Origin of the sequence: Paraburkholderia sp. BL18I3N2, from assembly GCF_003001875.1 — a bacterium.
Classification (GTDB): Bacteria; Pseudomonadota; Gammaproteobacteria; order Burkholderiales; family Burkholderiaceae; genus Paraburkholderia; species Paraburkholderia phytofirmans.
Window position 1 is genome coordinate 77808 of sequence record NZ_PVNC01000013.1, and the last position, 25015, is coordinate 102822.

Genomic DNA, 25015 nt, shown 5'->3' on the forward strand with positions numbered 1-25015 from the left:
TGGGGCGCCCGCCGGCGTGGAAAGGCGAAGCGGCGTCGACATGACACACCAGATACCGAGGTATACGGCAATGCGTATTTCGTTTCTGCATACGATGGATGGGAACCGCCAGGTGTTTGAGCAGGCAGCAGAAACGCTGGGGCTGCGGGCCGAAGATCTTCACCATGAAGTGAGAGCGGACCTTCGCGAGGCTGTCGACCGAACGGGGGCGTTTTCCGACGAGTTGCGCGCCCAGACAAGCCAGCGTCTTCTCGCGCTGGCAGCCGATTCCGACGCTGTCATTCTCACTTGCGCCACACTCGGGCCCGCGGTGGCCGATATCGAGAGTCCGCCTGTGCCCATCGTCCGGGCGGATGTCGCTCTGGCTGCGGCGGCAGCAGAAATCGGCGGGACAATCGTCGTGTTGTGCGCGGCAGAATCGGCAATCGAGTCGACCACGAAGCTCTTCGCGGAGCACGCAGGCAAAAGCGCTGCGTCGGTGGAAGTCGTTCATGTCGGCAACGTTTGGGCGCTGTTCAAAGCGGGCGACATTCAAGCATGCCTCGCGGCGACCGCGTCATCAGCCGATGCGGCGTATGAGGCAGGCGCGACCGTTGTGGCATTCGCTCATCCGTGGATGGCGGCCGCCGCCGGCCTCGTCCAGAAGGGTAGACGGCCGCTCGATAGTCCGAGCGCGGCGCTGCACGCTGCAACACAGCGATTCCGCGAACGCTCGAGGCACGTCTGACAGGTAACGGCGCTCAATCAGCCACAACTGGACTGAATGCAGCCCGCGTCAAAAGAGGAATCGTGATGCCCGGCTCCACGATAACTGCCAGCGACGACCCACACTTTGAAGTTATTACGCTTCAAATTCACCACGGCGATCGTTTCTCGCTCTGACCGAAGCGCACGACGCGTGACTCGGCTTCGTCCACCGCGAATACCGGCGCTGTTTGCAGTTGCTGCTCGTGCAAATCGAGAAGCCTCGTGATCGGCGCACAGTCCGCTGCCGCGATCCGCCAGATTTCTCGGCTCGCACTGCGGGCGGCGGCATCCAGAATACGTTCGGCATCGAGATAAAGGTCACGCTCCAGCGCGCCGAACCCGGCCTGTTGAAGATACCAGGCCAGGTAAAGCACCTTCACCAGTTTTGCCAGTAATTCGCCGTTGCCTTTGCCCGCCTGAAATGCGGCCAACGCGAGATGCCAGCGCAACGACTGTTCGCGCACATATGCGGTGGTATGCGGCAAAAGTTTGGCTTTACCCAGCGGCTTTCTGCGCGCCTGATTCCCCGTTGGTCGTTTTTTACGATTCTGAGACATGGATCGTTTATCTTGTCGATGCTGCTTTTAATCCCAGCATCGTAATGCATACGACAACGGAAAATCTATCGTCGAGACGATTTAACGAAATTTATTAGTATGCCGATCGCATAACAGACTTTGAGATTAATAGAATGTGGGGCTATGAATATCTCTCAAGCAACTGTTTTACTTCATTTTTTCATATTCAAACCAACAGGGATTACCGCACCGGCCGGGAGAACCTTATCAAGGCTCGCGGATGGCAAGAGACAACATAACGCGCCGCGCAATACCTGAACTAATGTCTTCCTTCCGAAGGAAGCCAGAATTAGCAAACCCACAATATCAAACGCGACTGGCAGCCCAAATTAATATTGAGCCCGGCAATGACACCATCGGGCAGCCACTCCTCGGCCGTGAATCAAGTTTCCGATGAGAAAAGTATGCGAATGTCGCACCTGCTTCGATCCGGCAAATCCGCTTCCCTGCCCAAGCCGCGCGCGACGGTTCAAAGCGCTGGCGGAGAGCCCATCGCCAACGCCCGAATCTCGTCCGCAGACTTGTCGCTCGCCTCAAATGTTATTATCGGAAACAACATTGTCCCTCCCAAGCGTGCATTTAAAGCATCAAGCCCCATGGACACCCATCTCGCCAAATCCGCCGATCCGTCCATCACCGACCTCGGCCGCCGCGTCCGCGCCGCTCGCCAGGCGCAGGATCTGACTCTGGAAACCGCCAGCCGTCTATGCGGCGTGTCCCGCTCGACGCTCTCGAAGGTCGAAAACGGCCTGATGTCCCCCACTTTCGACGTGCTGCAGAAAATCGTCCTCGGACTGAAGATCGAAATCGGCGAGCTGTTCGGCTCCACGCCAAAAGTCAGCGCCAGCGGCCGCCGCGCGCTGACCCGCAAAAACGAGGGCCAGCGCCACGCGTATCGCGGCTACCAGATGGAACTGCTCGCCACCGACCTCGCGCACAAGGCGATGCTGCCGTTTCGTATCCGCATCTCCGCGCACACGCTCGACGCCTTCGACGACTGGGGACGTCACGAAGGCGAGGAGTTTCTGTACGTGATCAGCGGCAGCGTGTGCCTCTATTCGGAGTTGTACGCGCCGACGCATCTGAACGCCGGCGACAGTCTCTACTTCGACAGCCGCACCGGTCACGCAGCGGTCTCCACGAGCGAAGAAGACGCCGAGGTGTTGTGGATGGCGACCAGCGCCGACATTCCGCAAGCGCCGGCCACCATCGAATCGACGAAAAAGTAAGCGCAGGCGCAGCAGCGCGCGTGAGCGCGCTTTAGCGCGCCGCCAACGCCCGCTGCGCGAGTTGCGCGATATGCATTGCGTGACGCCCCGTCCCCTGCTCGATCTGTTCACGGCAACTGAAGCCGTTGGTCAAGACGATCGTCTCCGCGCCCGCCGCACGCACCGCCGGAAATAGCTTGTCTTCGCCGATTTTCGTGGACAGCGCGTGATGCTCCGTGTTGAACCCGAACGATCCCGCCATACCGCAGCATCCCGTATCGAGCAGTTTCCAATTCACGCCGAGCTTGTTCAGCAGCGCGGTATCGCCCTGCATGCCGAACAGCGCCTTCTGATGGCAATGTCCGTGCACGATCACGTCCGCGGCGAGCGTCGGCCAATCGAACGGCTGACGCGCGACGAAATCGGAGAACAGGAAAGTTTGCGCGGACAGCTTCCTAGCCAATGCATGATTGGGCAGCTGCTTCAGCAATTCGTCCTTGAACACTGACAAACAACCCGGTTCGAGACCGACTAGCGGCACGCCGGCCGCGATATCGTCCGCGAGGTCGTCGAGAATATGAGTGAGCAACTCGCGCGCGCGTTCGAGCAGGCCGAAGTCGTACAGCGGGCGCCCGCAGCACAACCGGTTCTTCGGCAACACGACATCCCAGCCCAATTGCTTCAAGACATCGGCAGCGGCCTGCGCGATCTCGGGCGTGAAGTGATCGTTGAACGTATCGACCCACAGGATCACTTTCTTCACGTCGCCGCGAGCATCACGCGCCGATTGCGGCGAACGTCGTGCGATCTGCCTGTATGTGGCATCCGCGAAACGAGGCAGTTCGCGCGTTTGCGCCACGCCGGCCAGCCACTTGCCAAACGAAGATAAACCCGGCGCCGACGTCACGAAATTCGTCAGACGTGGAAAACGCGCCGCCCACGGCGCCCATTCGCCGATGCGTCCCATGAACAGCGCCTGCCGTGGCCGACGATTCGTCCCGTAGTAATGCGAAAGAAATTCCGCCTTGTATGAAGCCATATCCGTATGCGTCGGGCAATCGGATTTGCAGCCCTTGCAGGCGAGACACGTATCGAGCGCTTCTTTCACTTCGCGGCTTTGCCAGCCGTCGGCAATCACGTCGCCTTGCAGCATTTCCCAGAATAGATGCGCACGGCCACGCGTCGAATATTTCTCTTCGCGTGTCGCGCGATAACTCGGGCACATCGTGCCGCCTTCGAGCGAGCGGCATTTGCCCATGCCGATGCATCGTTCGATCTCGCGCTGAAAACCGTCGCCCTCCTGGCTCGCAAACGTCAGTCTGGTTTGCAACGTGACCGGCTTGTAGGCGGGGCCCATGCGCAGGTTCTCGTCGGCGCGATAGGCATGCACGACTTTGCCCGGATTCAGACGATTGGCCGGATCCCAGATCGCCTTGAACTGCTCCATCGCCCGCATCAACTCGGGGCCGTACATGATCGGCAGAAACTCGGCCTTGGCCTGGCCGTCGCCGTGTTCGCCCGACAGCGAACCGCCGAATTCGACGACCAGTTCGGCCGCCTCGCGCAGAAACTTGCGCCACGTCGCCACACCTTCCGCACTGCGCAGATCGAAGGTAATGCGCGCGTGCACGCAGCCATCGCCGAAATGGCCGTAGAGACTCGTCTCGTAACCGTAGCGATCCACCAGCGCCTGGAATGCGCGCAGATAGTCGCCGAGACGCAGCGGATCGACCGCGGCATCTTCCCAGCCGACGACGGGGTCCGGCGTGCCGGAATCGACCGACAACGCCACCGCCGACGCGCCCGTCTCACGAATCGACCAGACCTTGGCCTGCAACGCTCGATCTTCGACCAGCATCGCCGAGACGTTCGGCCCGGCTTCCCCGGAGGCAAAATAAGCGGCGGCGGCTCGCGCTTTAAGCATCACATCGCCTTGCGTGTCCGCGCCGAATTCGAGCACGACCCACGCATCGCCTTCGGGCAGCAACGCGATCTCGTCCTTCTTCAGACCGCGCGCCTGCAAGCCGCGAATGATCGCGCGGTCCAGTCCTTCGATGGCGATCGGCCCGCAGCGCATGAAATGCGGCACGGCATCCGCTGCCGTGTAGATATCCGCGAAGCCGACCACGACGATCACGCGCATCGCCGGACTCTTCACGAGGCGCACTTTCGCCTGCAAGGTGAGCGCGCACGTCCCCTCGGTGCCGACCAGTGCGCGCGCGACGTTAAAGCCGTTTTCCGGCAGCAGCTGATCGAGATTGAAGCCCGACACGCGCCGTTTGATCTGCGGGAATCTCGCGCGAATCTGCTCGGCGTAGGTATCGCGCAACTGCTTCAGCGCGGCGTAGATTTCACCCTGACGGCCGCCCGCGGCGATGATGCGTTCGAGCTCCTGATCGGAGGTCGGACCGACCCAGAAACGCGCCCCGTCGAATGTCGCGATTTCCAGCGCCTCGACGTTTTCCACCGTTTTGCCGGCCATCACCGAATGCGCGCCGCACGAGTTGTTGGCGATCATGCCGCCGAGCGTGCAGCGGCTGTGCGTCGCCGGGTCGGGGGCGAAGGTGAGGCCGTGTTGTTCAGCGGCATCGCGCAAGGTATCGCAGACCACGCCGGGTTCGACGATCGCAACGCGCGCGACCGGATCGACCGACACGACACGGTTCACGTATTTGCTCGCGTCCGCGACCACCGCGACGTTGACGCACTGTCCGTTCTGCGACGTGCCACCGCCGCGCGGGAGAAACGGCACGTCATTGCGACGGCAAGCGGCGAGCGTGGCCAACAGGTCGTCGACATCCGCGGGTACGACGACGGCCAGCGGCACTTGCCGATAGTTCGACGCATCCGCCGCATACAGCGCTTTCGAGCCCTGGTCGAAGCGCACTTCGCCACGCACGTGGCTGCGCAAATCGGCTTCGAGCGCCTGCATCACGGCGGCGGTGCCGGTGAATGGCGTCGCCACGTGCGGCGCCCGCTTCAATGCGCTTGGGCCGCTATCGTGCAGTTCGTCGACGCTTGCGCCCTGTTCCTCATCAAATGACGTTCCCACTGCGCTCCCCGTCTCTCGTGCCTGTGCGCCGCCGCTGCGCGCTCACGCAGCCTGGCTCGCGGTCATCTTGAAGATGCCCTGTGCGTTGCCCGCGTCGAAACGCAGGTCCGTTTCCCAACGACGCGCGTCCTGATCGAAAGTCCGCTTGCGCGTGATGAATTCGTAGAAAGAGCCCGGCACTTCACGTGTCACCAAACTGCCGTCAGCCGCACGGAACTCGCGCAGCACGAGGTCGGCACGATACGCCGTCTGAAACACGCGTCCCGAGCGCGAGCGCTCCACTTCCGGTTTCATCGGACGACCCTTGGCCTTCTCGTCGTCGGACAATTGAAAGACATCCGCGACGCGATCGGTGGCATGGTTGAACGCGTTGCCTTCCGTGGCGATCCACGCCATCTCTGCCGATTCCCTCAACAATACTTCGTAATCGGCTTCGCGTGGCATGTCGTGCTGGCGCGCGAACGCGCCGACGATCATTGCCAGCAATTCGTGCGCCGAGTCGAGCGGCAGCACGCCGTCGCGCTCGAGCTCCCACAACTGGCCGACGGCGCGCGGCGTCAGCGGATCGCGCGACGCGCCGATCACGTTGGTCACCGCCTGCTGAAATTCCGGCGAGAACCGTTCAGGATGCAATTCGCTGACGAAGAACTGCGCGATTTCATCGGGCGCGTCGTCATGCGCCCACGCGCGGCCGGTCATGCCGAGGCGATCGAGCGGATAGCGGCCGTTAATGCTGAAGCCGAGCGGACGAAGAATGCGCGCGAACGCGGCTTCGCCCGTCGGCAGCGCGCCGCTGTGCGGCCAGCGCACCGTGCGCAACGCGCCGTGATCGAAGTACACGCTGCCGCCCGCCGCGATCGTCTCCTGAGTGTACTGGCGGCCGTTCGCCGAGCGCGCCAGCAGATCCTCGAACAGCGCCATGTTCATCGCCTGCGCAAGCTCGGCGCGCGTGACGATGCCGCCCTCCCATTCGTCCAGAATGCGCGGATGGTTCAGCGTCGCGAAGAGCCGTGTGGTCTTTTCGGCGCCGAGCAATTTCAGCAGCAGTTGTTCGACATTCGCATTCTTGATGGTTCGCATAGCGGTTCTCTACGTGGCTTTGACGGGCGCTGATTTACGTGTTCGAACAGACTTTCCGGCGCGGATGCAAAGCACCGGATGGCATGCTCGAAGACGTGATTATTCAAATCGCCCGGCGTGCCGTAAAGCGAGATAAAATCGCCACTTGATGCGTTTTTGGAATCAACGTGCGAAAGTTCAAGATCCCCAACATGGGCGCGCTGCTCGCTTTCGAAGCCGCCGCGCGGCACGAGAGCTTTACGCACGCGGCGCGCGAACTCTTTCTCACCGAGAGCGCGGTGTCACGGCAGATCAATACGCTGGAGAGCAACCTTGGCGTGCGGCTGTTCGTACGCGTCAAACAGCGCGTGGTGCTGACGAAAGCGGGCAAGGTGTACAGCGCGCAAGTGCGGCGCTCGCTGGAACAACTGGATCGCGACACGCTGTCCATCATCGCGCACGGCAGCGGCGGCGGTTATCTGGAGTTGGCGGTTCTGCCCACTTTCGCGTCGCAATGGCTGATTCCGCGGCTCGCGGCATTCAACGCGCAGTATCCGGACGTGCGCGTGAACATGGGTGTGCGAACCGGCACATTCCCGTTCGCCGAGACCCATTTCGAGGCCGCGATTCACTATGGCAAGCCCACTTGGCCGGGCACGTCGGCGGATTTTCTGTTCAGCGAAGAGGTCGTGCCGGTGTGCGCGGCGAGTCTGCTGAAGCGCCCCGTTCAAAGCGCCGCCGAGCTTCTGAACTACCCGCTGCTGCATTCCACCACCCGGCCGGACGGCTGGGCCTCATGGTTCGCCAGCGTGGGCGTCGACGACAACCGGGCGATGCAAGGCGTGCGCTACGAGCTCCACACCATGCTCATCAGCGCAGCCGCGGCAGGTCTCGGCATTGCGCTGGTGCCGCGTTTTTTCGTCGATGCGCAGCTCGACCAGCTCGGGCTCGTGATTCCGCTCGATGCGCCCGCCGTCGCCGACTCGGCGTACTACCTCGTCTATCCGACCGAGTTGAGTCATGGCAGGCCGCTGGCGAGTTTCCGCGAGTGGCTGTTGCACGAAGCCGCGGCCTACAACGCGGTCAATCCCGAGCTAGGCAGCCGGCCCGACACGGCTTGAGCCGACGCGGGCTTCAGGTCGAACCTTCAGGCACCAGCCTGTTCGCGCGCTTTGGCCAGTGCGCTCAGATTGCCCTCGCCGAAGCCGTGATGACCTTGGCGCTGCACGATCTCGAAGAATATTTCGCCGGCGCGGCGCCGCACGAAGGTCTGGAAAAACAGCAGCGGCACGCCGTCCGCGCCGATTTCGCCGTCCACCAGCACGTGCGTGCGCTTGAGTCGCGCGACATCGAGCCCATGACCCGGCAGACGCGCGTCGAGTTGATCGTAGTAACGCGGCGGCGGCTCGACGAATTCGACGCCGTTTGCGAGCAACTGCTCGACGCACGCGAAAATGTCGTCGGTGGCGAGGGCGATATGCTGCACCCCTTCGCCCGGATGATCGGGCAAATACTCGTGCATCAGATTGGTCCGGCTCGTACCTTCCTCGTACAAGGGCACGCGAATCGCGCCGCACGGCGACACCATCACGCGCGATTCCGCCGACACATGCCAATTGGCGTGCAACTCGTGAATCTCGCGGAAGTTGAGCAGGTCGCGATAGAAGTCGAGCCACTCCTGCATCCGGCCTTCGCCGACCGTTTGCGTCAGATGGTCCACGGCGACGAGGCCGTTGCCCGCATGACTCAAGTCGGCATGCGCCGTGTCGATTTCGATGGGCCGGAAGTCGATATCGAAGATGGAGATGTCGCCGAGGCCGCCACGCTGGCCGCCGCGGCCGCGCCAACGGTCGACGAAATAGATATGCGAGTCGCCGATGCCCTGAATCGCCGGAATCAGCAACTCGCCCGTGCCGATCTTCTCGCCTTCGAACGCCCATGCGCCGAGCTCGATCGCGCGGTCGAAGGCGCGCTGCGCGTCCGCCACGCGAATGCCGATCGCGCAGATGCCCGCGCCGTATTCTTCCGCATAGCGCGCGGCGAACGAATCCGGCTCGGCGTTGATAAGGAACTGCATCTCGCCCTGACGATAGAGCGTGACGTCCTTGCTGATATGCCGCGCAATCGCCTTGAAGCCGAGCTTGGTGAAGGTTTCGCCGAGCGCCTGCGGATCGCGCGCGGCGAATTCCACGAATTCGAGGCCGGCAGTGCCGAGCGGATTGTGCTCAGGCGCCGACACGGCGCGCAGCGCGGCGTCTGGAGTGGGCAAGTCGCTGGGCATGGCAATCTCCTTTACAGTCTTTCGACGCTGTTCGCACTGTTTCTGGTGTTCGGTGCAAGCCGCCGCCACATCCGGTGTGACACCGCATGGGTGGCGTGTCGCGGCATCGTGGCCCGCGACGGCTTTTGCACCGTGTTTGTACACCGGGTAGCAGGGCGTTCGCAACCTTCATTTTGTACCGAATGGTTCACTCGACGGCGCCGCCCTCCGCCTCGCGCTACCAGATACTCACGATCAAGGACGAAACGCGCTATTTACGGCTACGCTTCTGCGCCGTTTTTCCTGTTGCCTTATCCGCACTCGAAGCCATGCGCTGCTGCGCGACCTCACGCACCGCCTCGATAAACGCCCGTCCGACCGGCGATGGCTGCGTGTCCGAGCGCCGGATCAATCCGACCGGCTCGCCGGTGCCGGCGAACGGCAATGGCAAACGTACCAGCATGCCGTGCGCCAGTTCGTATTCGACCGCGCTCAGAGGAACGAACCACACGGCGCCGTTCTCCAGCGTCAAGGCGCGCCCCGTCGAAACCGACAATACCTCGATGAACGCCGATAACGGCGGCACGCCCCATGCGCTCAACAGACTGTCCGCCGATTGCCGGATCAACGTGCCGAACGGCGGCAACACCACTGGAAAATCTTCGAGCGACGCGGCCGGCAAACCCGCGCCCGCTGCCAACGGATGCCCGGCGCGGACCACCGCGATCAACGGCTCGCTGAACAGCTGCTCGAAACTGAGCCCGACCATCCGCTCGGGATCGGCCAGCCGACCGACCGCAAATTCGATCGTGCCCGCTTTCAGGCGCTCGAGCAATTCGGGGTTGGCGCCCGTCGCGAGGCGCACGATCACGCGCGGCCAGAGCGCGGCGAACCGCTTCAGCACCGGCGGTATCAACGCCGCCGCGACGGTCGGCAGAATGCCGATTTCCAGCGTGGCGGCGGCCGCGCCTTCCGCGCGCGCCAGCAGATCGACACCTTGGCGCAGCGCGCTAACGCAAGCACTTGCGTGCGGCATGAAGAGTTGCCCCTCGCGGGTCGGCACGGCGCCGTGGCGGCCGCGCTCGAACAGCTTCACGCCGAGAATCGCTTCCAGTTCGGCCACCGTCTTGGAGACCGCGGGCTGGGTGATCGACAGGCTGTCGGCCGCCCGCTGGACGCTGCCGAACTGCGCGACGGCCAGAAAGCACTGGAGATGACGGAATTTGACGCGGCTATCCGCGAGGCTGCGTTGCATAACGGCAGGTTATACGAAAAGGGCGAAAACGTCATTTTGCATAACCTCTTAGGTTGGATAAAGTCTCTCCATAACGTCGTATCCCACAATTCCTCGAAGGAGACACTGATGGACGATTCCTTTCTCAGCGCGCGCGACTTCCCGTCCCATCCGCCTTACGTCTACCCCGGCTACGGTTCGTCGGTCAAACGCGGCCCGACACTTCCGCTGATTCCGTTGAAGGAAAAGCTGCGCGATCAGCGCGTGCCGGTCTACGGCACTGAAGACCTCGGCGCGCTCGATCACGACCTGACGCGTAACGCCGTGCGTAACGGCGAACCGCTCGGCGAGCGTATCATCGTGACGGGCCGTGTGCTCGACGAAGGCAACCGCCCGGTGCGCAACACGCTGGTCGAAATCTGGCAAGCCAACGCCGCCGGCCGCTATGTGCACAAGGCCGATCAGCACGACGCGCCGCTCGACCCGAATTTCCTCGGCGCGGGCCGCTGCATCACGGACAACGAAGGCCGCTATCGCTTCCTGACGATCAAGCCGGGCGCGTATCCGTGGGGCAACCATCCGAATGCGTGGCGTCCGAACCATATTCACTTCTCGCTCTTCGGCGACCATTTTGGCTCGCGCCTCGTCACGCAGATGTACTTTCCCGGCGATCCGCTGCTGGCGTTCGACCCGATCTTCCAGGGCACGCCGGAGCACGCCCGTGACCGCCTGATCGCGGATTTCTCGCTCGACACCACGCAAGAGGCCTATGCGCTCGGCTACGACTTCGACATCGTGCTGCGCGGCCGCAACGAAACTCCGATGGAGCGCTAAGCCATGACCACTCTCAAGCAAACGCCTTCGCAGACGGTTGGACCTTACTTCGCTTACGGTTTGTGCCCGCAGCAGTACGATTTCGACTTCAGGAGCCTGTTCACACCGGTTCTGGCTGACCGCGAAGCGGCCGGCGAGCACATCACGCTAGTCGGGCAAGTATTCGACGGCGACGGCAAGGTCATTGGCGACGCCATGCTCGAAGTGTCGCAAGTGGACTCGAACGGTCACTTCCCGGCGTCGCGTGAGGAAATCCTGAAGACCGGTTTTCGCGGTTTTGCGCGTGTGGGCACCGGCACGGATCCGCACAAACGTTTTGTCGTGGAAACGGTGAAACCGGGCCGGGCCAGTGCGGATGAAGCGCCGCATCTGAATGTGATCCTGACCATGCGCGGCATGCTGCTGCACACGTTCACGCGCATCTATTTCGAGGACGAAGCCGCAGCGAACGAGAAGGATCCTGTGCTGGCAGCGGTTCCGGCGGAGCGACGCGAGACGCTGATCGCGCGCCGCGAGCCGAATGTGGCGAACGTTTACCGTTTCGACATCCACATGCAAGGCGCTAAGGAAACCGTATTTTTCGATATTTGACGCGGTTTTTCTACACTTTCATATAGCTTTCACATACACTGGCCGTGATCCTTCTAGCGACTGGATCGCGAAACTCCGAGTAGTTGAGCCCGCCTTGCGCGGGCTTTTTTTTTGGCCTTTTTTCGTCTGTCTTGTCTGACGACTACCGCTCACTGCAACGAACAGCGCAGCCAGCGGCTGATTCTCACCACGTCGGCAATGTGATCGTGCGCGCCTGGCGCGCCCAGCACCACAATGTCCACCGGCCTGCCGTGCACCTTCATTCGCACCACCACGCAGTGCCCGGCCTCGTTGATGAAGCCGGTTTTCTGCAGCACGATCGAGCGGTCGCCGCCTCGCACGAGCGCATTCGAGTTGTGATAACTCAAGCTCGCTCGCCCGCCGCCGGGTAAGACCACCTGATCGCGATCAGTGGAATAAGCGCGAATCAGCGGATAACGGCTGGCCGCGGCAACCAGCAACGACAAATCGCGCGCGGTGGAAACGTTCTGCGCCGACAAGCCCGTGCCATTTACGAACGACGTGTGCCGCATACCGAGCAAGCGCGCCTTCGCATTCATCGCCGCCACGAAACCTGGACGGCCGCCCATGTAGTCGCGACTGAGCGCGGCCGCAGCGCGGTTCTCCGACGACATCAGCGCAATATGCAGCATGTCATGGCGCGACAGCGTCGAACCGACACTCAAACGTGAACCAGTGAATTTGTCGAAATCCTGGTCCTGAACCGTGACGTTAAGCGGCGCATTCAATGCATGCTGTGCATCGAGCGACACGACCGCCGTCATCAGTTTGGATACCGAAGCGATTGGCATGACGAGGTCCGCCTGCTTTTCGGTAAGCACGGTTTGCGTTCGTTCGTCGACGACGTAGACGGATCTGGCGCGAAGTAAAGCGCGGGATTTCGGCGTATAGCCGCAGCGCGCCAACAAACGGGGGCCCTTATGCGACATCGAGGCGCGCGACGCTGACGCACGTTGCGTATCGCCCTTTGCCGCCAACGCTGCGGGGCGTGTCACGCCGCGTGCATCCCGCGCATTGCGCGCAGCTTGCCGGCGATGTTTGGGTGTGACTTTGCTGACATGCATCGTCCGCTCGGTGCTAGCCACGTGCTTGCGCTTGTGTGCGACGCGACGCCGAGTCTTGCCGGCGGTCGGCTTCTTCGCTTTGTTCGAGCGCTGTGCTTTCGCCCTGGACGTGCGCTTGGTGGACGGCTCAACGTGCCGGCTCGCGCGCGCGGACAGCTGCCCTGCAGGCTCGTGGGCCGCACCAAACGACCAGCCGATATTCAGCCACAACAAGCCGAATATCGCGAGACAACGGAGCCATGCAGGAAAACGAAAAGCCGGAAATTCAGATGAAGGAGTTCGATGACCGTACGGCATGCAGCTTCCAGTTCTGTGCCGCATGCGCCCGCATGAATGGGCACGGAATCGGCAACGACCCGCCGATGTTAAGGCAGATTGTGCACGCGATCAACGGCAAAGGAACGCGCCGACTGGCTATGCGACATCCGCACGCAAGCCGCAGACGCCCTTCCTAGCATCGGAAATGATCGATGTTCTGTCCAGCGTAAATTGCACGCGCGAGCCAGTCCGGTTTATCACCATGACCGTCCCACGTATTGCCGTAAGCGTCGCGATACATCACGGCCCGCGTCGCGGCCACATCGGCTTCGATCGCTTCGGCGAGCGCTTCTATCGTAATGCCGTATTCGTCCATGCGTCGGCGGATCCATGCGACCAGGCGCTCACGCGCATTCCCGTCGAAGTCGAGCTGCCGTTGTTCCCCAAGCTCTTTCATAACGTACCAGTGTCGCGGCTAATAATGCTCGCGTTAGAAAAGCAAAAGGCTTCGCTAAAAAACGCGAAGCCTATGCGTGATTCAGATGGCTCGAGTGCGAATCGAACTCGCGATGCCTCTCCCGATGCGGGAAAACTCGCACCTGGAAATCATGCCCAATAAATCTTGGATTATGGGAAATTCGTCGGCAACCGGATCGAATTGCGCTCGTGTCTCGCCCCGTGGTTCGGGGCTGCTTCAGCGTATGGAAAGCGATTCTAGCATCCAATTTCTTTTGCTTGCAGCAACGAATTGTTAGTCCGCGACGCAAAGCTTTTTAATTCCCATCGGGTTATCCAGAATGCGAGTAGAAGCGGCAATACTCATTGACAGGAAATGAGCGCGCAGCAAGGGCAAAAAAGCAAATCCCCTTCTCTCATGTTATGTTCACTGACTAGCACGCTCGTGCATAGGAGACACTCGATCATGACCGCTTCAACCGCCATCATCACCATCCTGGCCGCACTGCTGTTAGGCGCCATGAGTCCGGGACCGAGCTTCGTGATCGTCGCCCGCAATGCGATCGGATTGTCGCGCGGCGATGGGCTCGCTACCGCCCTCGGCATGGGTGTCGGCGGCGTGTTCTTTAGCGGCATCGCGTTGCTCGGTCTCTATACCTTGCTGGCGAGTGTCGAATGGCTCTACGTCGGCCTGAAAGTGGCGGGTGGGTTGTATCTGATCTACCTCGCGTCGAAAATCTGGCGCGGCGCGGCCAAACCGCTTGCTTTCGATGCCTCGCAAGCGGTCTCGGGCAATGCTCGCAAATCGTTCTGGATCGGCTTGAGCACACAGCTCAGCAATCCGAAGACAGCCGTCTATTACGGCAGTATTTTCGCGGCGCTGCTGCCGCAACACCCGCCGCTGTGGTGCTACTTTGCATTGCCGCCCGCAATCTTCGCTATCGAAGCCGGCTGGTACACCGTCGTCGCGTTGTGCTTCTCGAGCAAGCGGCCGCGTGAAATTTACCTGCTATGGAAAGCCTGGGTGGATCGCGTCGCCGCGAGCGCTGTCGCCGCGCTGGGATTGCGCCTGATCCTGACGGCGCACAAAGTGGGCATCTGACAACGCGTAGCCGCTCGAACGGCTTGCTGCGCGGCCCGGCAAGCCGGGAACCAGGGCATTATCGGCAAGCGCTCGCGTGAGCCGCGCGCCGCGTCCGGCAAAACAGTTACAAGTTAAGTGTTGACGTTGACATACCCCGGCGGTTACTGTGGCGTCCGAAGTTCAAGAAGTTCGATTGCTGTTCATCAATGTCTCGCTCCCTCAGCGGTATTCGTTGTCCTCTCCCTCCTTGACGCTTCACACGCTCTTTCACAGAGCACATTTCTCTATTTTTTTACCTCAAGGATTCTTCATGGATACCGGTACCGTTAAGTGGTTCAACGACAGCAAAGGCTTTGGCTTCATCACCCCGGACAAGGGCGGCGACGACCTGTTCGCGCACTTCTCCGAAATCAGCGGCGACGGCTTCAAGACGCTGGCTGAGAATCAGAAAGTGAGCTTCGAAACGAAGCAAGGCCCGAAGGGTCTGCAAGCGGCTAACATCAAGCCGCTGTAAGTTTGAAGGGCTCGGTGTCCGGCAACGGACATCGGGCTGCAGCGACATCCTCGCGGAGCTTTGTCTCCCACAGTTGGCGCGTATCGCTTTGAGCTGCATGTCATTTCAAGCAGCTTGCCTGAGCGCCAAACGCCTCGTTGCACCTCATTCTCCCCTCCGGCTTCAACGCCCATTTTTCGCTTTCCGACTGCGTCAGGATTCGGCTCGCAATGGCTTGAATCAGCTCGTCCGCGCGACTCGTGCAAGGGTCCGCAAGGCAGGCGCGCACTCGAACATCATTAAAATATAAAATGCAAAACAAACATATTCATCACTACAACGGCTATGCCGTCAAACCCTCGGCGCACCGTTTGCCCGATGGCACTTTTTCATCCAATCTGTTGCTCGAACGCGCCGACAGCGCGCGTACCGAAGGGCGCTACCAGTTCTATTCGCTCGACTACTTCAAGAACGAGGAACAGGCGCTGCAGCACTCGGCACGCTGGGCACGTCACTGGGTCGACACGCGCGGCTAAGCTCGCGATCGGCGTGCGATTCTGCGCGACGACGCGCACGTGATCCACGCGCTCCCGTGCCCACGTGCGCTTGTCCCGCGGCACGTATTACCGCCAATAGGCGTGCCATTCGGCACGCCTTTTACCATTGCATACGCGAGCGCATCATGGCTTTTCTTCCGCTTTGATACGCGCGCGTAGTTCGAACTTCTGAATTTTTCCCGTCGATGTCTTCGGCAATTCGCCGAAACGCACCGCTTTCGGCAACTTGTATCCCGCAAGAAAAAGCCGGCAGTGCGCAATGATCTCTTCCGCGCTCACCTGAGCCCCTTCCTTGAGCTCGACGAAGGCACACGGCACCTCGCCCCACTTCGGATCGGCCATCGCCACCACGGCCGCTACAGACACCGCGGGGTGACGGTATAGCGTGTCTTCGACCTCGATGCTCGAAATGTTCTCGCCGCCGGAAATGATGATGTCCTTGCTGCGATCGCGAATGCGAATGTAGCCATCGGGCATTCGCACGCCGAGATCGCCGGTGTGGAACCAGCCGCCCTGGAAGGCGGCTTCCGTCGCGCGCTCGTTCTTCAGATAGCCTTTCATGCAGATGTTGCCGCCGAACATGATCTCGCCGATCGTCTCGCCATCGTCGGGCACGGGCGTCAGCGTGTCCGGGTCGAGCACGGTCACCGCGGCCTGCAGGTGATAGCGCACGCCTTGCCGCGCGTTCATCTCGGCGCGTGCGCCGTCGTCGAGCGTCTCCCACTCCTCCTGTTTCGCGCAGACTGCGGCCGGACCGTAGGTTTCGGTGAGTCCGTACACGTGCGTGAGATCGAAGCCGATCTCCTTCATCTTCGCGATCACCGCAGGCGCGGGCGCCGCGCCCGCCACCATCGTCGACACGCGATGCTCGATGCCCTCGCGCCATTCCGCTGGCGCGTTCGCGAGCGCGCTCTGCACGATCGGCGCGCCGCAATAGTGCGTGATGCCTTCGCGGCGAATCAGATCGAACACTGTCTTCGCATCGAATTTGCGCAAACAGACATTGACGCCGGCCCGTGCGGCCACCGTCCACGGGAAACACCAGCCGTTGCAGTGAAATAGCGGCAAGGTCCACAGGTAGATGGCGTGCTTGGGCATATCCCATTCGAGGATGTTGCTCAGCGCGTTCAGATACGCGCCGCGATGGTGGTAGACCACGCCCTTCGGATCGCCGGTGGTGCCGGAAGTGTAGTTCAGCGCGATGGCGTCCCATTCGTCGGCGGGCATGGCCCACGCGAATTCGGGGTCGCCGGATCGCAGGAACGCTTCGTAGTCTGTCGCGCGGATAAATTGCGAAGGATCGGCGGGCATCGCGTCCGCCACGCTGATTACGCGCAGGTCCGGGAACTCCAGCGCGGCGCGATGCGCGAACTCGCCGTACTCGGTATCGACGATCAACGCCTTCGCCTCGCCGTGGCGCAGCATGAACAACAGCGACGATACGTCGAGCCGCGTATTTAGCGTATTGAGCACGGCGCCGGCCATGGGCACGCCGAAGTGCGCTTCTATCATCGGAGGAATATTGGGGAGCAAGGCCGCGACCGTGTCGCCACGCTGAATGCCAGCCCGCTGCAACGCGCTGGCCAGACGCCGGACGCGTTCGTAGGTCTCGCGCCAGTTGCGGCGAATCTTCCCATGGACGACCGCCGGCCGCTCACCGTAGACTTCCGCTGCGCGCACGATGAAATCGATCGGGGTGAGCGGTACGTAGTTGGCCTCGCGGCGCTCGAGGCCTGCTTCGAACATGTGTTTCATCGCATCGTCTCCAGAGGCGCTGGCCGCGCCGTCGATTATTCTGTTGATGAACTAGGCTAACAATGGTCATGGTGAACTGTCTGTCGTTCAAATGACAGAGTGGCGCGCCTTGGCGCGTCAGCACTCACTTCCGCCCAAACACCCGCAAGCTGCCATGAACGACGCTCCGCTCACCGCCCCCGCCGATGCCCGCCCGCGCAGGCCTGAGCGAGTTGCGCGCGCCGATCTTCCGGGCCTGTTCGCCACCTGTGCGTGGTTCCGGGCGCTCGCCGCCGAGCATCAATCCATGGTCCTCGCCAGCGCACACGCGGAGCATCTTGAAGGCGGGGCGTGGATCGCGCGCCGCCAGGAACCGTCGGACTACTGGATCGGCGTCCATTCCGGACTCATCAAACTTGCCATTTATAGCCCCTCGGGACGCAGTTGCACGCTGTCCGGCGTGCCGCCTGGCGGCTGGTTCGGCGAAGGCAGCGTGATCAAGCGTGAATTGCGCAAGTACGACGTGGCCGCGATTCAGCCTTCGCTGGTCATGTTCGTGCCGTCGGAGACGTTTCACACGCTGCTGGAGTCCAGCTTGCCGTTCAACGCATTCGTGATCCGGCAACTGAACAACCGCATGGGCGAATTCATCGCGTCGATCCAGAATAGCCGGTTGCTCGATGTCGATGCGCGCGTCGCGCAGTCGCTCGCGCAGTTGTTCAACCCCGATCTTTATCCCGACACCGGCCGCACCCTCGCCATTTCGCAGGAAGAAGTCGGCCTGTTGGCGGGCGTTTCGCGTCAGCGGATCAACCAGGCGCTGCAAAACCTCGAACGGCTGCAGATTTTGCGCCTCTCGTACAACCAGATCGACGTGCTCGACCTCGAACGCCTAGGCGCGTTCGGCCGGGAACAGCTCTAGCACCCAACGCCCTGCCTGCCGCTCTTGCTCCGCATGTTTCGGCGGCCGCCTGCGCGCGGCCGTTCGACTGTTTTTTGAGCAATCGGATAAAGAAAGCGCCGCACGCGCCGTTATGCGAGCTATGCAGCGCAGATTGCAGCCTGTCCCTATTCCGAGCTCAACGTATTGTCGAATCCGATAATGAACCGTCTGACACTGAAACAGAAGTTGTGGGTGCCGTTGCTGCTGTGCTGGGCCGCGCTCCTGATCGTGACCGTTGTGAACGCGTACGAAGCGCGTAACGGTCAAATGGACGCACGGCGCGCCAATCTGGCCGATGTCACGGACATGGCGGTATCGATCGTCGCGGACTATGCGAAACAGGCCGACGCCGGCAAGCTCTCCGTCGACGAAGCGAAGCAACAAGCGATCGCCCGCGTCAATGCGCAACGCTATGGTACCTCCGGCTACGTGACGATCGTGCGCAGCGACTCGGTCATGATCGACCACCCGATGAGCCCGAAGCTGAACGGTAAGGACATGGGCGGCTTCCGCGACGCCAAAGGCAACGCGCTGTATCACGACATCGCTCAGGCCGGCGGTTCGGCGGCCGGCGCCGACTACCTGCGCTACTGGTGGCCCAAACCCGGTGAAACGACACCTAGCGAGAAGATCGGCTATGTGAAACGCTTCGCCCCGTGGGGCTGGGACTTCATCGCCGGCGCTTACATGGACGACATTCAGGCGCAGTTCTACACGACGCTCGCACGCTCGGCCGGCATGCTCCTGGTACTCGGCGTGATCGTGTCGTTCGTGGCGTCGCGCGTGGTGCGCAGCGTGTCGCGCTCGATTGGCGGCGAGCCTTCCGCCGCGGCCTCGATTGCGATGCAGATCGCGCGCGGCGATCTGGCCACTCGCATCGAGCTGCGCCGCGACGACACGTCGAGCCTGCTGTTCTCGCTGCGTGAGATGCGCAATCAACTCGCATCCACCGTCGCGCGGATCAAGAACTCGGCGGAGACGATCACCGTCGCCTCGAAGGAAATCGCCGCGGGCAATCTGGATCTGTCGAGCCGCACCGAGGAACAGGCCGCGTCGTTGCAGCAGACCGCCGCCAGCATGGACGAACTCACCAAGACCGTCACGCAGAACGCCGACAATGCGGCGACCGCATCCGAACTGGCGAGCGACGCGTCGAGCATCGCCGCGCGCGGTGGCCAGGTGGTCAACGACGTGGTCGAGAAAATGGCGGGTATCACCGATAGTTCGCGCAAGATCGGCGAGATCATCAGCGTGATCGAGGGCATTGCGTTCCAGACCAACATTCTGGCGCTGAACGCCGCGGTGGAAGCCGCGCGCGCCGGCGAAGAGGGTCGCGGCTTCGCGGTGGTCGCGGGCGAGGTGCGCAATCTCGCGCAACGCAGCGCGACAGCGGCCAAGGAGATCAAAGTGTTGATCGATCAGTCGGTCGCACAAGTCGGCGAAGGCTCCACGCTCGCGGGCAAGGCGGGTAGCACGATCGGCGAGGTGGTCGACGCGGTGCGCCGCGTGACGGCCATCATGAACGAAATCTCGGCGGCTTCGAAGGAACAGAGTTCGGGTATCGGCGAAGTCAATCTCGCGATCCGTCAGATGGACGACGTGACGCAGCGCAATGCCGCACTTGTCGAGCAGGCGGCCGCCGCGGCCGGTTCGCTGGATGAGCAGACCGAACACCTGCGACATGCCGTGGCCGTGTTCAAGGTCGAGCAAACTGTGTGAGCGGGTTATACGGGCCACGGTCCGTCGTGCCCGATCGGCAGACCTCCTGACCGATCAAAATAAGGCTGTCGCCGAAAATCGGGTGACAGCCTTTTTTATTTGTCGCTGCGAAGCTGCAATCTACGCAGCACGCACGCCGCTCCTTCGCGTGATAGGCCGCTCGAGAATCGCATCGGTCCCGAACAGCGCGAACACGATGTCGGCCAGCACGCCGGACTTCTTCCAGCGCAGGTAGTAGCGATGCGCAGTCTGATACGGCGCGTAACGCTCCGGCATCGCGCTCCATGGCGCGCGCGCGTGCAGCACCCACATCACGCTATTCACCACCCAGCGGATATCGATGCTGGGACGCCCACGGCGAGGTCCAAGAGCTTTCATTTCAGGCAGCAGCGGGACGATGCGATGCCATTGCTCGTCAGTCAGATCGTAAGTGGTCGGCAAATGAGGCTGCGGCTTTCGAGTGGAATTATCCATGCGGTAAGAACGCGCGGCCGCTGCATACAGGCTGGCGTCGCTGCGAAATAGCGTCTATCAATCAATGGATTTCAGACTAACCGAAGCGCGCTTGCGCGAAAGTTAACTCTTGTCAGACAGCGCGGGGCAATGGTTGGAAACTGCAATAAGTTATTGCGCTAAAGGACTTTTGGCGCGACGAGGGCGCGGGTCTATCATCGGCGCGCCGGCGCACAGCCCGTCCGCATACGCCGGAATCGAATGAATAAACCATAACTGCCTAGCAGATATCCCAATGAGACAAATGAGATTCCTCAAGACCGCTGCCATCGTGGGTGGCGCTGCCCTCGCGATGACCGCCGAGCACGCCTCGGCACAGAGCTCGATCACACTGTACGGCGTCGCAGACGTGAGCGTGCGCTATCTGACCAACTCCAACGCCAAAAACGATGGCCGTCTGTTCATGACGAACGGTGCGATTACCAATAGCCGCTGGGGTCTGCGCGGCTCGGAAGATCTGGGCGGCGGACTGAAGGCGATCTTCGACCTGGAAAGCGGCATCAATCTGCAGGACGGGTCCGCCTCGGACAGCCAGCGGCTCTTCAACCGCAATGCGTACGTGGGCCTGAGCAGCCAATACGGCACGCTAACGCTAGGCCGTCAGAAGACGCCGTTGTTCGACCTGCTCGGCGACACCTACGACCCGCTCACGGTCGGCAACTACTTCGAGAACTCATGGTTGCCGGGCGCGCTCGGCGCGGGCCTTTACGCAGACAACGCAGTCAAATACACCGGCACGTACAAAGGCCTGACTATCGCCGCGATGTACTCGTTCGGCACCAACTCCGAATCGAGCGGCGCGGGCGGTTTCTCCGGCCAGGTGCCGGGCCATCTCGGCGCGGGCACGATGTACGGCTTTACGTTGTCGTATGTGGCCGGCCCATTGAGCCTCGCGGGCGGCGTGCAGCAGAATAGCGACAACAGCAATCACAAGCAGACTATCTTCAACGCAAACGCGGTCTATGCGTTCAGCACGGCGAAGGTGTACGTCGGCTATCTGCATTCGAAAGACGACACGGGTTTCGTCGACAGCGCGCTGGCGCAGCAGACGCTCGTGCCGGGCGTCGATATCCTGAAGGGCTCGGGCCGCGTCGACAACGGTCCGTTCGCCGGCGTCACGTGGCAGGCCACACCCGCGCTCACGTTGACTGGCGCGGCGTACTACGACCACATGTCCAACGCGGCGATCGGCAACGGACAACTGGGCAGCGGCAATCGCTATACGTTGGTGGCGTTGGCTGAATACGCCTTGTCCAAGCGCACCGAGGTGTACGGTACGGTCGATTTCGACAAGGTATCGGGCGCTGCCTCGGTCGAATTGCCGGGCAAGAACAACCAGACCGGCATTGCACTCGGTCTGCGTACGATTTTCTAAATCAGGCAGGGCCGCCTGTGCCCTGCAAGCCGCGCGCACCCGTCATTCTCGCCGGGTGCCGGCAATCAAACCGCGCGCGCATAAAAAAAGGTGCCGCGAACGGCACCTTTTCGTACACCAACCAGCTTCTGCTGAAGCTTAGAAGCGGTGACGCAGACCGACCGTAGCAGCCGTCTGGTTCTTCGACGACGACGGCAGTTGCGTGTTGTCGCCGCTGTAGATCGAAGCGACACCGCCGTCGCCCATTGCGTGCTGATACACGGCTTGAGCGTAGACGTCCGTACGACGCGACAGCGAGTAGTCAGCCTGCACGCCGATCTGGTGGTAGCGCACCGACTCCGAACCACCGTTCGCGCCAACGCCGTAGCCCTTGCCGTCCGTGAACGTGTAAGCCACGCCCAGGCCGAGAGCCGGGGTCAGGTTGTACTTGCCGTTGACTTCGTAGTTGTTAGCGCGCAGCGATTGCTGACCGCCCACGAAGTTGTCCGAACGCGATTGCGTCCATGCCAGACCGACGGTTGCCGGGCCAAATGCATACGAACCAGCAACGCCGAATTCACGTTGACGGAAGTTGCCGACGTTGCCTGCCAGTGCGTTGACGTACGAACCGTCCGAAGCACCCGTGTTACCTGCGCCCGGGTTGTTTTGCTGTGCGTAAGCAGCGCCCAGGTGCAGACCTTGCCACTGGTATGCAGCACCAACGCTGTATTCGCGGTTGTTTGCGAATGCGCCAGCCTGGTTCGAGAAGCCGTACGTGCCGCCGAACGAGAAGCCAGCGTAGTTAGCGCTCGAGTACTTGATCGAGTTGTTGACTGCGTAGCCGCCGTTCGTGTTCAGGTTGTCGTTGTTGAACGGATGCGCGAAGTACGTACCGCCCCAGCTGCCCGTTGCGGTCAGCGGTGCCAGGTAGTCTTGAGCTGCGTCATATTGACGACCCAGCGTGACCGTACCGAATTGCGCGCTCGACAGACCGACGAACGCTTGACGGTTGAACATGCCGTTGTTGTTAGCGAACTTGCCGTTGTTGATGTTGAAGCCGCTTTCCAACGTGAAGATAGCCTTCAGACCGCCGCCCAGGTCTTCCGAACCGCGCAGACCGAACATGCTTTGGTTGATGCCGCCGCTACCGGCTGCCCACTTTGCGTTGTGGTTGACGTTGCTGGTGTACGTCAGGCCCGCGTCCAGCAGACCATACAGAGTCACGCTGCTTTGTGCGTGAGCGACGGAGGCGAACGATGCGGCAACCGCAACGACGATGAGACTCTTTTTCATGCGTGGGACTCCTGTTCGATAAATTTACGCGGGGAGCGGGACCTGCCTCGGCAGCGTGTGCATCGCACCTGTTGCCGCCCTTCAACCGACCCGTTCCGGATCGTCGGGCACCCTTGAAACGAAGCGTGAGTGTAGGGGGACGCCCTGGTAGCGAGGTCGGCAATTCACGCAACAGGATTTTTCGTAAACAGCAACAATCTAATCGCCGCAGGCATTAAGTCTTTGTTTTCCCGACGTTTATGACCAAATTAGGTGGGTGTCGCACCTGCCGTGGTCATAAGTAATTTGCAACTTCTCAATATGTTCAGTTGTGTGCATGCAACAGCGTTTTAATAATCATGACGTAATCGGGTCGGAGCAATCAGGAAATTAGAGACGTATGATTGCCCGCAAGGGAGCCAATAGGCCGCATGCATTCGACCGCGGTAAATTTATTTTGGAAAACCGGGAACTTTATTGAATTAATGCTGCCGCTTTGCTCGACTCGAATTATCCCGCGTTATTTAGCTCTGGCCATTAACTTCTTTTTGCGAAGGCAATTGAATTTGACGGTGTGCTTTTATTCTGGCGCTGAGCAGTAGAGCAGTTCGATGGTGCTGGAAATCCGTGCGCGCCGCGTATGCGCCGCCTTTTTATGCTGTCGCGCGCAACAGCTGACGGCATACAGCCCTGGGAAGTGCTCGCAGCAACTCCCGCGTCTCATTTGTCTGTAAGGATCCGTACGGCGAGTCAGAAACCACTGAGGCGTTTTCACAAAACCCGTACGTCGAAGGGAAAGCCTTCAGCACGGGCATTGCCCGGAGGTGAAATGCGGCGCCGACCGCCGCGTGACAAGAACCCGTGCTGAAAGCGGACGGCAAACGTCGAACAGCCTTCCACCTTCATTAAACGGCACGAGCGTGCCATTCTTTTACACGGAGTTTCCCTAGTTCCCTACCACCACGACCTTATGGCTCGTCTTGCGACCACCGCAGCGCCTCCTCGTCCTCGGGTGAAGAGCCCGGCGCGAGCGGATCGGTTTCGGGCGGCACACCCGGCAATGGACGCGGTTGCTCGCCGGGTTCGTCGAGCGGCTGGTTGGCAGGATCGGCGACGGGGTCGATGGTGGGGTCGGTTTGCATGATGAGCATCCTGAGAATGGGAATGTCTCCCAACGCTCAGCGCGCAACGGCTATTCCCGAAGGGCCGGCGCTACAGTCGACCTGCGGGGCCTTCGCGTGACGATCTCGATCGGTTGATGTCCGGCTGTAGAAATTGCCTCAATGAGCGGCGAAACTTTCAACGCCCAATGGCACGACCGCGCACGTTGCACCATGTCACAGACTATTGACGATCGAGCCGCGAGCGCGGCATCTCACCGGCCGATCCGGTCAGGAACGGCTCCAGCCCGAACAGCCAGGCGAAACAGAACGTGACGCGCGACAACGCGCTGATCTGCCGTTGCGGCACGCCTGCGCGCTCGCTTTCCGGCGAAGTAGGCAACAAAGGTTGAGTCTGGACAAACTCATCAGCGGTGTGGTCAGGTCGCATGGTCGTTCTCGTTATTGATATGGTTTGGAAGCCGTGCTTGCGCAAACGACGTGCCACTCTCACCGGGCGGACTTCGGGCCGCCTAGTACTCAGGTTAGCGCGGCCATCGCGATAGAGTCTGTGCGTCAGAGCGCCAACGGAAACCAGCGAATGACGAGACGAAACCCGAAAGGAAAGAATAAATCTGACAGAGTTTGCGCCGACGAACGCAAAAGGAATGACGATATTTCCGCAGCGTGAAATGTGTTGCTTAACACGCGCGCCTGAGTCCGCAGCGATCAGTTTCAGGCGCGTCTGAATGCCGCTCATATGACGACGAACAACTTTTATCCAACTGGATAGAAGTCCGCGGCGCGTAGCTTAACAGCGCAACGGAAGTGACATATTGGCGCGCCCAATAGCCGCTTCACGACACACAAACAAAAAAGGGTTC

The 25015-nt window shown here is 61.2% G+C and carries 23 protein-coding genes; 11 read left to right on the forward strand and 12 right to left on the reverse strand.

Going from position 1 to position 25015, the window contains the following annotated elements; genetic code table 11:
- The first annotated feature begins 70 nt into the window (after positions 1–70).
- Positions 71–727 carry an arylsulfatase gene (locus B0G75_RS27565; protein ID WP_106313237.1) on the forward strand — a complete coding sequence of 219 codons (657 nt, stop codon included), beginning with the start codon at positions 71–73 and terminating at the stop codon, positions 725–727.
- Positions 728–854: 127 nt separating this feature from the next.
- On the opposite strand, the gene B0G75_RS27570 is transcribed toward B0G75_RS27565, so the two are convergent.
- Positions 855–1196 carry a hypothetical protein gene (locus B0G75_RS27570; RefSeq protein WP_258194732.1) on the reverse strand — a complete coding sequence of 114 codons (342 nt, stop codon included), beginning with the start codon at positions 1194–1196 and terminating at the stop codon, positions 855–857.
- 725 nt (positions 1197–1921) lie between these two features.
- On the opposite strand from B0G75_RS27570, the gene B0G75_RS27575 reads away from it, so the two are divergent.
- Positions 1922–2554: a helix-turn-helix domain-containing protein gene (locus B0G75_RS27575; protein ID WP_106282688.1), complete on the forward strand. Its 633-nt coding sequence runs from the start codon at positions 1922–1924 to the stop codon at positions 2552–2554.
- A gap of 31 nt (positions 2555–2585) precedes the next feature.
- On the opposite strand, the gene B0G75_RS27580 is transcribed toward B0G75_RS27575, so the two are convergent.
- Together B0G75_RS27580 and B0G75_RS27585 are read right to left on the reverse strand one after the other, a co-directional pair.
- Positions 2586–5585 carry an FAD-binding and (Fe-S)-binding domain-containing protein gene (locus B0G75_RS27580; protein ID WP_106313243.1) on the reverse strand — a complete coding sequence of 1000 codons (3000 nt, stop codon included), beginning with the start codon at positions 5583–5585 and terminating at the stop codon, positions 2586–2588.
- A 42-nt stretch (positions 5586–5627) separates the two neighbouring features.
- A complete protein-coding gene (locus B0G75_RS27585; RefSeq protein WP_106313246.1) occupies positions 5628–6665 on the reverse strand; it encodes a DUF1338 domain-containing protein in 1038 nt (345 codons plus the stop codon).
- 167 nt (positions 6666–6832) lie between these two features.
- On the opposite strand from B0G75_RS27585, the gene B0G75_RS27590 reads away from it, so the two are divergent.
- On the forward strand, positions 6833–7765 hold the full coding sequence (locus B0G75_RS27590) for a LysR substrate-binding domain-containing protein (RefSeq protein ID WP_181309365.1): 933 nt from the start codon (positions 6833–6835) through the stop codon (positions 7763–7765).
- A gap of 26 nt (positions 7766–7791) precedes the next feature.
- Here B0G75_RS27590 and B0G75_RS27595 read toward each other — a convergent pair whose 3' ends face one another.
- Both B0G75_RS27595 and pcaQ read right to left on the reverse strand, forming a co-directional pair.
- Positions 7792–8925 carry a 4-hydroxyphenylpyruvate dioxygenase family protein gene (locus tag B0G75_RS27595; RefSeq protein WP_106313251.1) on the reverse strand — a complete coding sequence of 378 codons (1134 nt, stop codon included), beginning with the start codon at positions 8923–8925 and terminating at the stop codon, positions 7792–7794.
- Positions 8926–9175: 250 nt separating this feature from the next.
- Entirely contained in the window at positions 9176–10159 is a 984-nt protein-coding gene (pcaQ, locus tag B0G75_RS27600; protein WP_106313253.1) for a pca operon transcription factor PcaQ, read from the reverse strand.
- A 108-nt stretch (positions 10160–10267) separates the two neighbouring features.
- Here pcaQ and pcaH point away from each other — a divergent pair, with 108 nt between their 5' ends.
- Positions 10268–10972, forward strand: coding sequence for a protocatechuate 3,4-dioxygenase subunit beta (gene pcaH, locus B0G75_RS27605; protein ID WP_106313255.1), 705 nt, complete (start codon positions 10268–10270; stop codon positions 10970–10972).
- Positions 10973–10975: 3 nt separating this feature from the next.
- Complete coding sequence (pcaG, locus tag B0G75_RS27610) at positions 10976–11563, forward strand: protocatechuate 3,4-dioxygenase subunit alpha (RefSeq protein ID WP_106313257.1); 588 nt, start codon at positions 10976–10978, stop codon at positions 11561–11563.
- 149 nt (positions 11564–11712) lie between these two features.
- Here pcaG and B0G75_RS27615 read toward each other — a convergent pair whose 3' ends face one another.
- Both B0G75_RS27615 and B0G75_RS27620 read right to left on the reverse strand, forming a co-directional pair.
- The gene (locus B0G75_RS27615) at positions 11713–12945 is read right to left on the reverse strand and encodes a serine hydrolase (protein WP_106313259.1); all 1233 of its coding nucleotides are present in this window, start codon (positions 12943–12945) and stop codon (positions 11713–11715) included.
- A gap of 154 nt (positions 12946–13099) precedes the next feature.
- Complete coding sequence (locus tag B0G75_RS27620) at positions 13100–13363, reverse strand: H-NS family nucleoid-associated regulatory protein (protein WP_106313261.1); 264 nt, start codon at positions 13361–13363, stop codon at positions 13100–13102.
- Between the two features lie 465 nt (positions 13364–13828).
- On the opposite strand from B0G75_RS27620, the gene B0G75_RS27625 reads away from it, so the two are divergent.
- The 3 genes from B0G75_RS27625 (at position 13829) to B0G75_RS27635 (ending at position 15475) form a co-directional block, all read left to right on the forward strand.
- On the forward strand, positions 13829–14464 hold the full coding sequence (locus tag B0G75_RS27625) for a LysE family translocator (RefSeq protein ID WP_106313263.1): 636 nt from the start codon (positions 13829–13831) through the stop codon (positions 14462–14464).
- 292 nt (positions 14465–14756) lie between these two features.
- The gene (locus B0G75_RS27630; protein WP_012428559.1) at positions 14757–14960 is read left to right on the forward strand and encodes a cold-shock protein; all 204 of its coding nucleotides are present in this window, start codon (positions 14757–14759) and stop codon (positions 14958–14960) included.
- Between the two features lie 290 nt (positions 14961–15250).
- The gene (locus B0G75_RS27635; protein WP_012428560.1) at positions 15251–15475 is read left to right on the forward strand and encodes a hypothetical protein; all 225 of its coding nucleotides are present in this window, start codon (positions 15251–15253) and stop codon (positions 15473–15475) included.
- Between the two features lie 144 nt (positions 15476–15619).
- On the opposite strand, the gene B0G75_RS27640 is transcribed toward B0G75_RS27635, so the two are convergent.
- A complete protein-coding gene (locus B0G75_RS27640) occupies positions 15620–17251 on the reverse strand; it encodes an acyl-CoA synthetase (protein ID WP_106313265.1) in 1632 nt (543 codons plus the stop codon).
- 91 nt (positions 17252–17342) lie between these two features.
- Between B0G75_RS27640 and B0G75_RS27645 the strand changes: the two genes are divergently transcribed.
- Entirely contained in the window at positions 17343–18152 is an 810-nt protein-coding gene (locus B0G75_RS27645) for a Crp/Fnr family transcriptional regulator (protein WP_374956924.1), read from the forward strand.
- Between the two features lie 180 nt (positions 18153–18332).
- On the forward strand, positions 18333–19892 hold the full coding sequence (locus tag B0G75_RS27650) for a methyl-accepting chemotaxis protein (protein ID WP_106313269.1): 1560 nt from the start codon (positions 18333–18335) through the stop codon (positions 19890–19892).
- Positions 19893–20012: 120 nt separating this feature from the next.
- Here B0G75_RS27650 and B0G75_RS27655 read toward each other — a convergent pair whose 3' ends face one another.
- Entirely contained in the window at positions 20013–20366 is a 354-nt protein-coding gene (locus B0G75_RS27655; RefSeq protein WP_106313271.1) for a transposase, read from the reverse strand.
- Positions 20367–20640: 274 nt separating this feature from the next.
- Between B0G75_RS27655 and B0G75_RS27660 the strand changes: the two genes are divergently transcribed.
- The gene (locus tag B0G75_RS27660; protein WP_181309366.1) at positions 20641–21780 is read left to right on the forward strand and encodes a porin; all 1140 of its coding nucleotides are present in this window, start codon (positions 20641–20643) and stop codon (positions 21778–21780) included.
- Between the two features lie 138 nt (positions 21781–21918).
- On the opposite strand, the gene B0G75_RS27665 is transcribed toward B0G75_RS27660, so the two are convergent.
- From B0G75_RS27665 to B0G75_RS41485, 3 genes are all read right to left on the reverse strand, one after another.
- Positions 21919–23052 carry a porin gene (locus B0G75_RS27665; RefSeq protein ID WP_106313275.1) on the reverse strand — a complete coding sequence of 378 codons (1134 nt, stop codon included), beginning with the start codon at positions 23050–23052 and terminating at the stop codon, positions 21919–21921.
- Positions 23053–23999: 947 nt separating this feature from the next.
- The gene (locus B0G75_RS40825) at positions 24000–24173 is read right to left on the reverse strand and encodes a hypothetical protein (RefSeq protein WP_181309367.1); all 174 of its coding nucleotides are present in this window, start codon (positions 24171–24173) and stop codon (positions 24000–24002) included.
- Between the two features lie 202 nt (positions 24174–24375).
- Positions 24376–24891, reverse strand: coding sequence for a hypothetical protein (locus B0G75_RS41485; protein ID WP_258194734.1), 516 nt, complete (start codon positions 24889–24891; stop codon positions 24376–24378).
- Positions 24892–25015 lie beyond the last annotated feature (124 nt).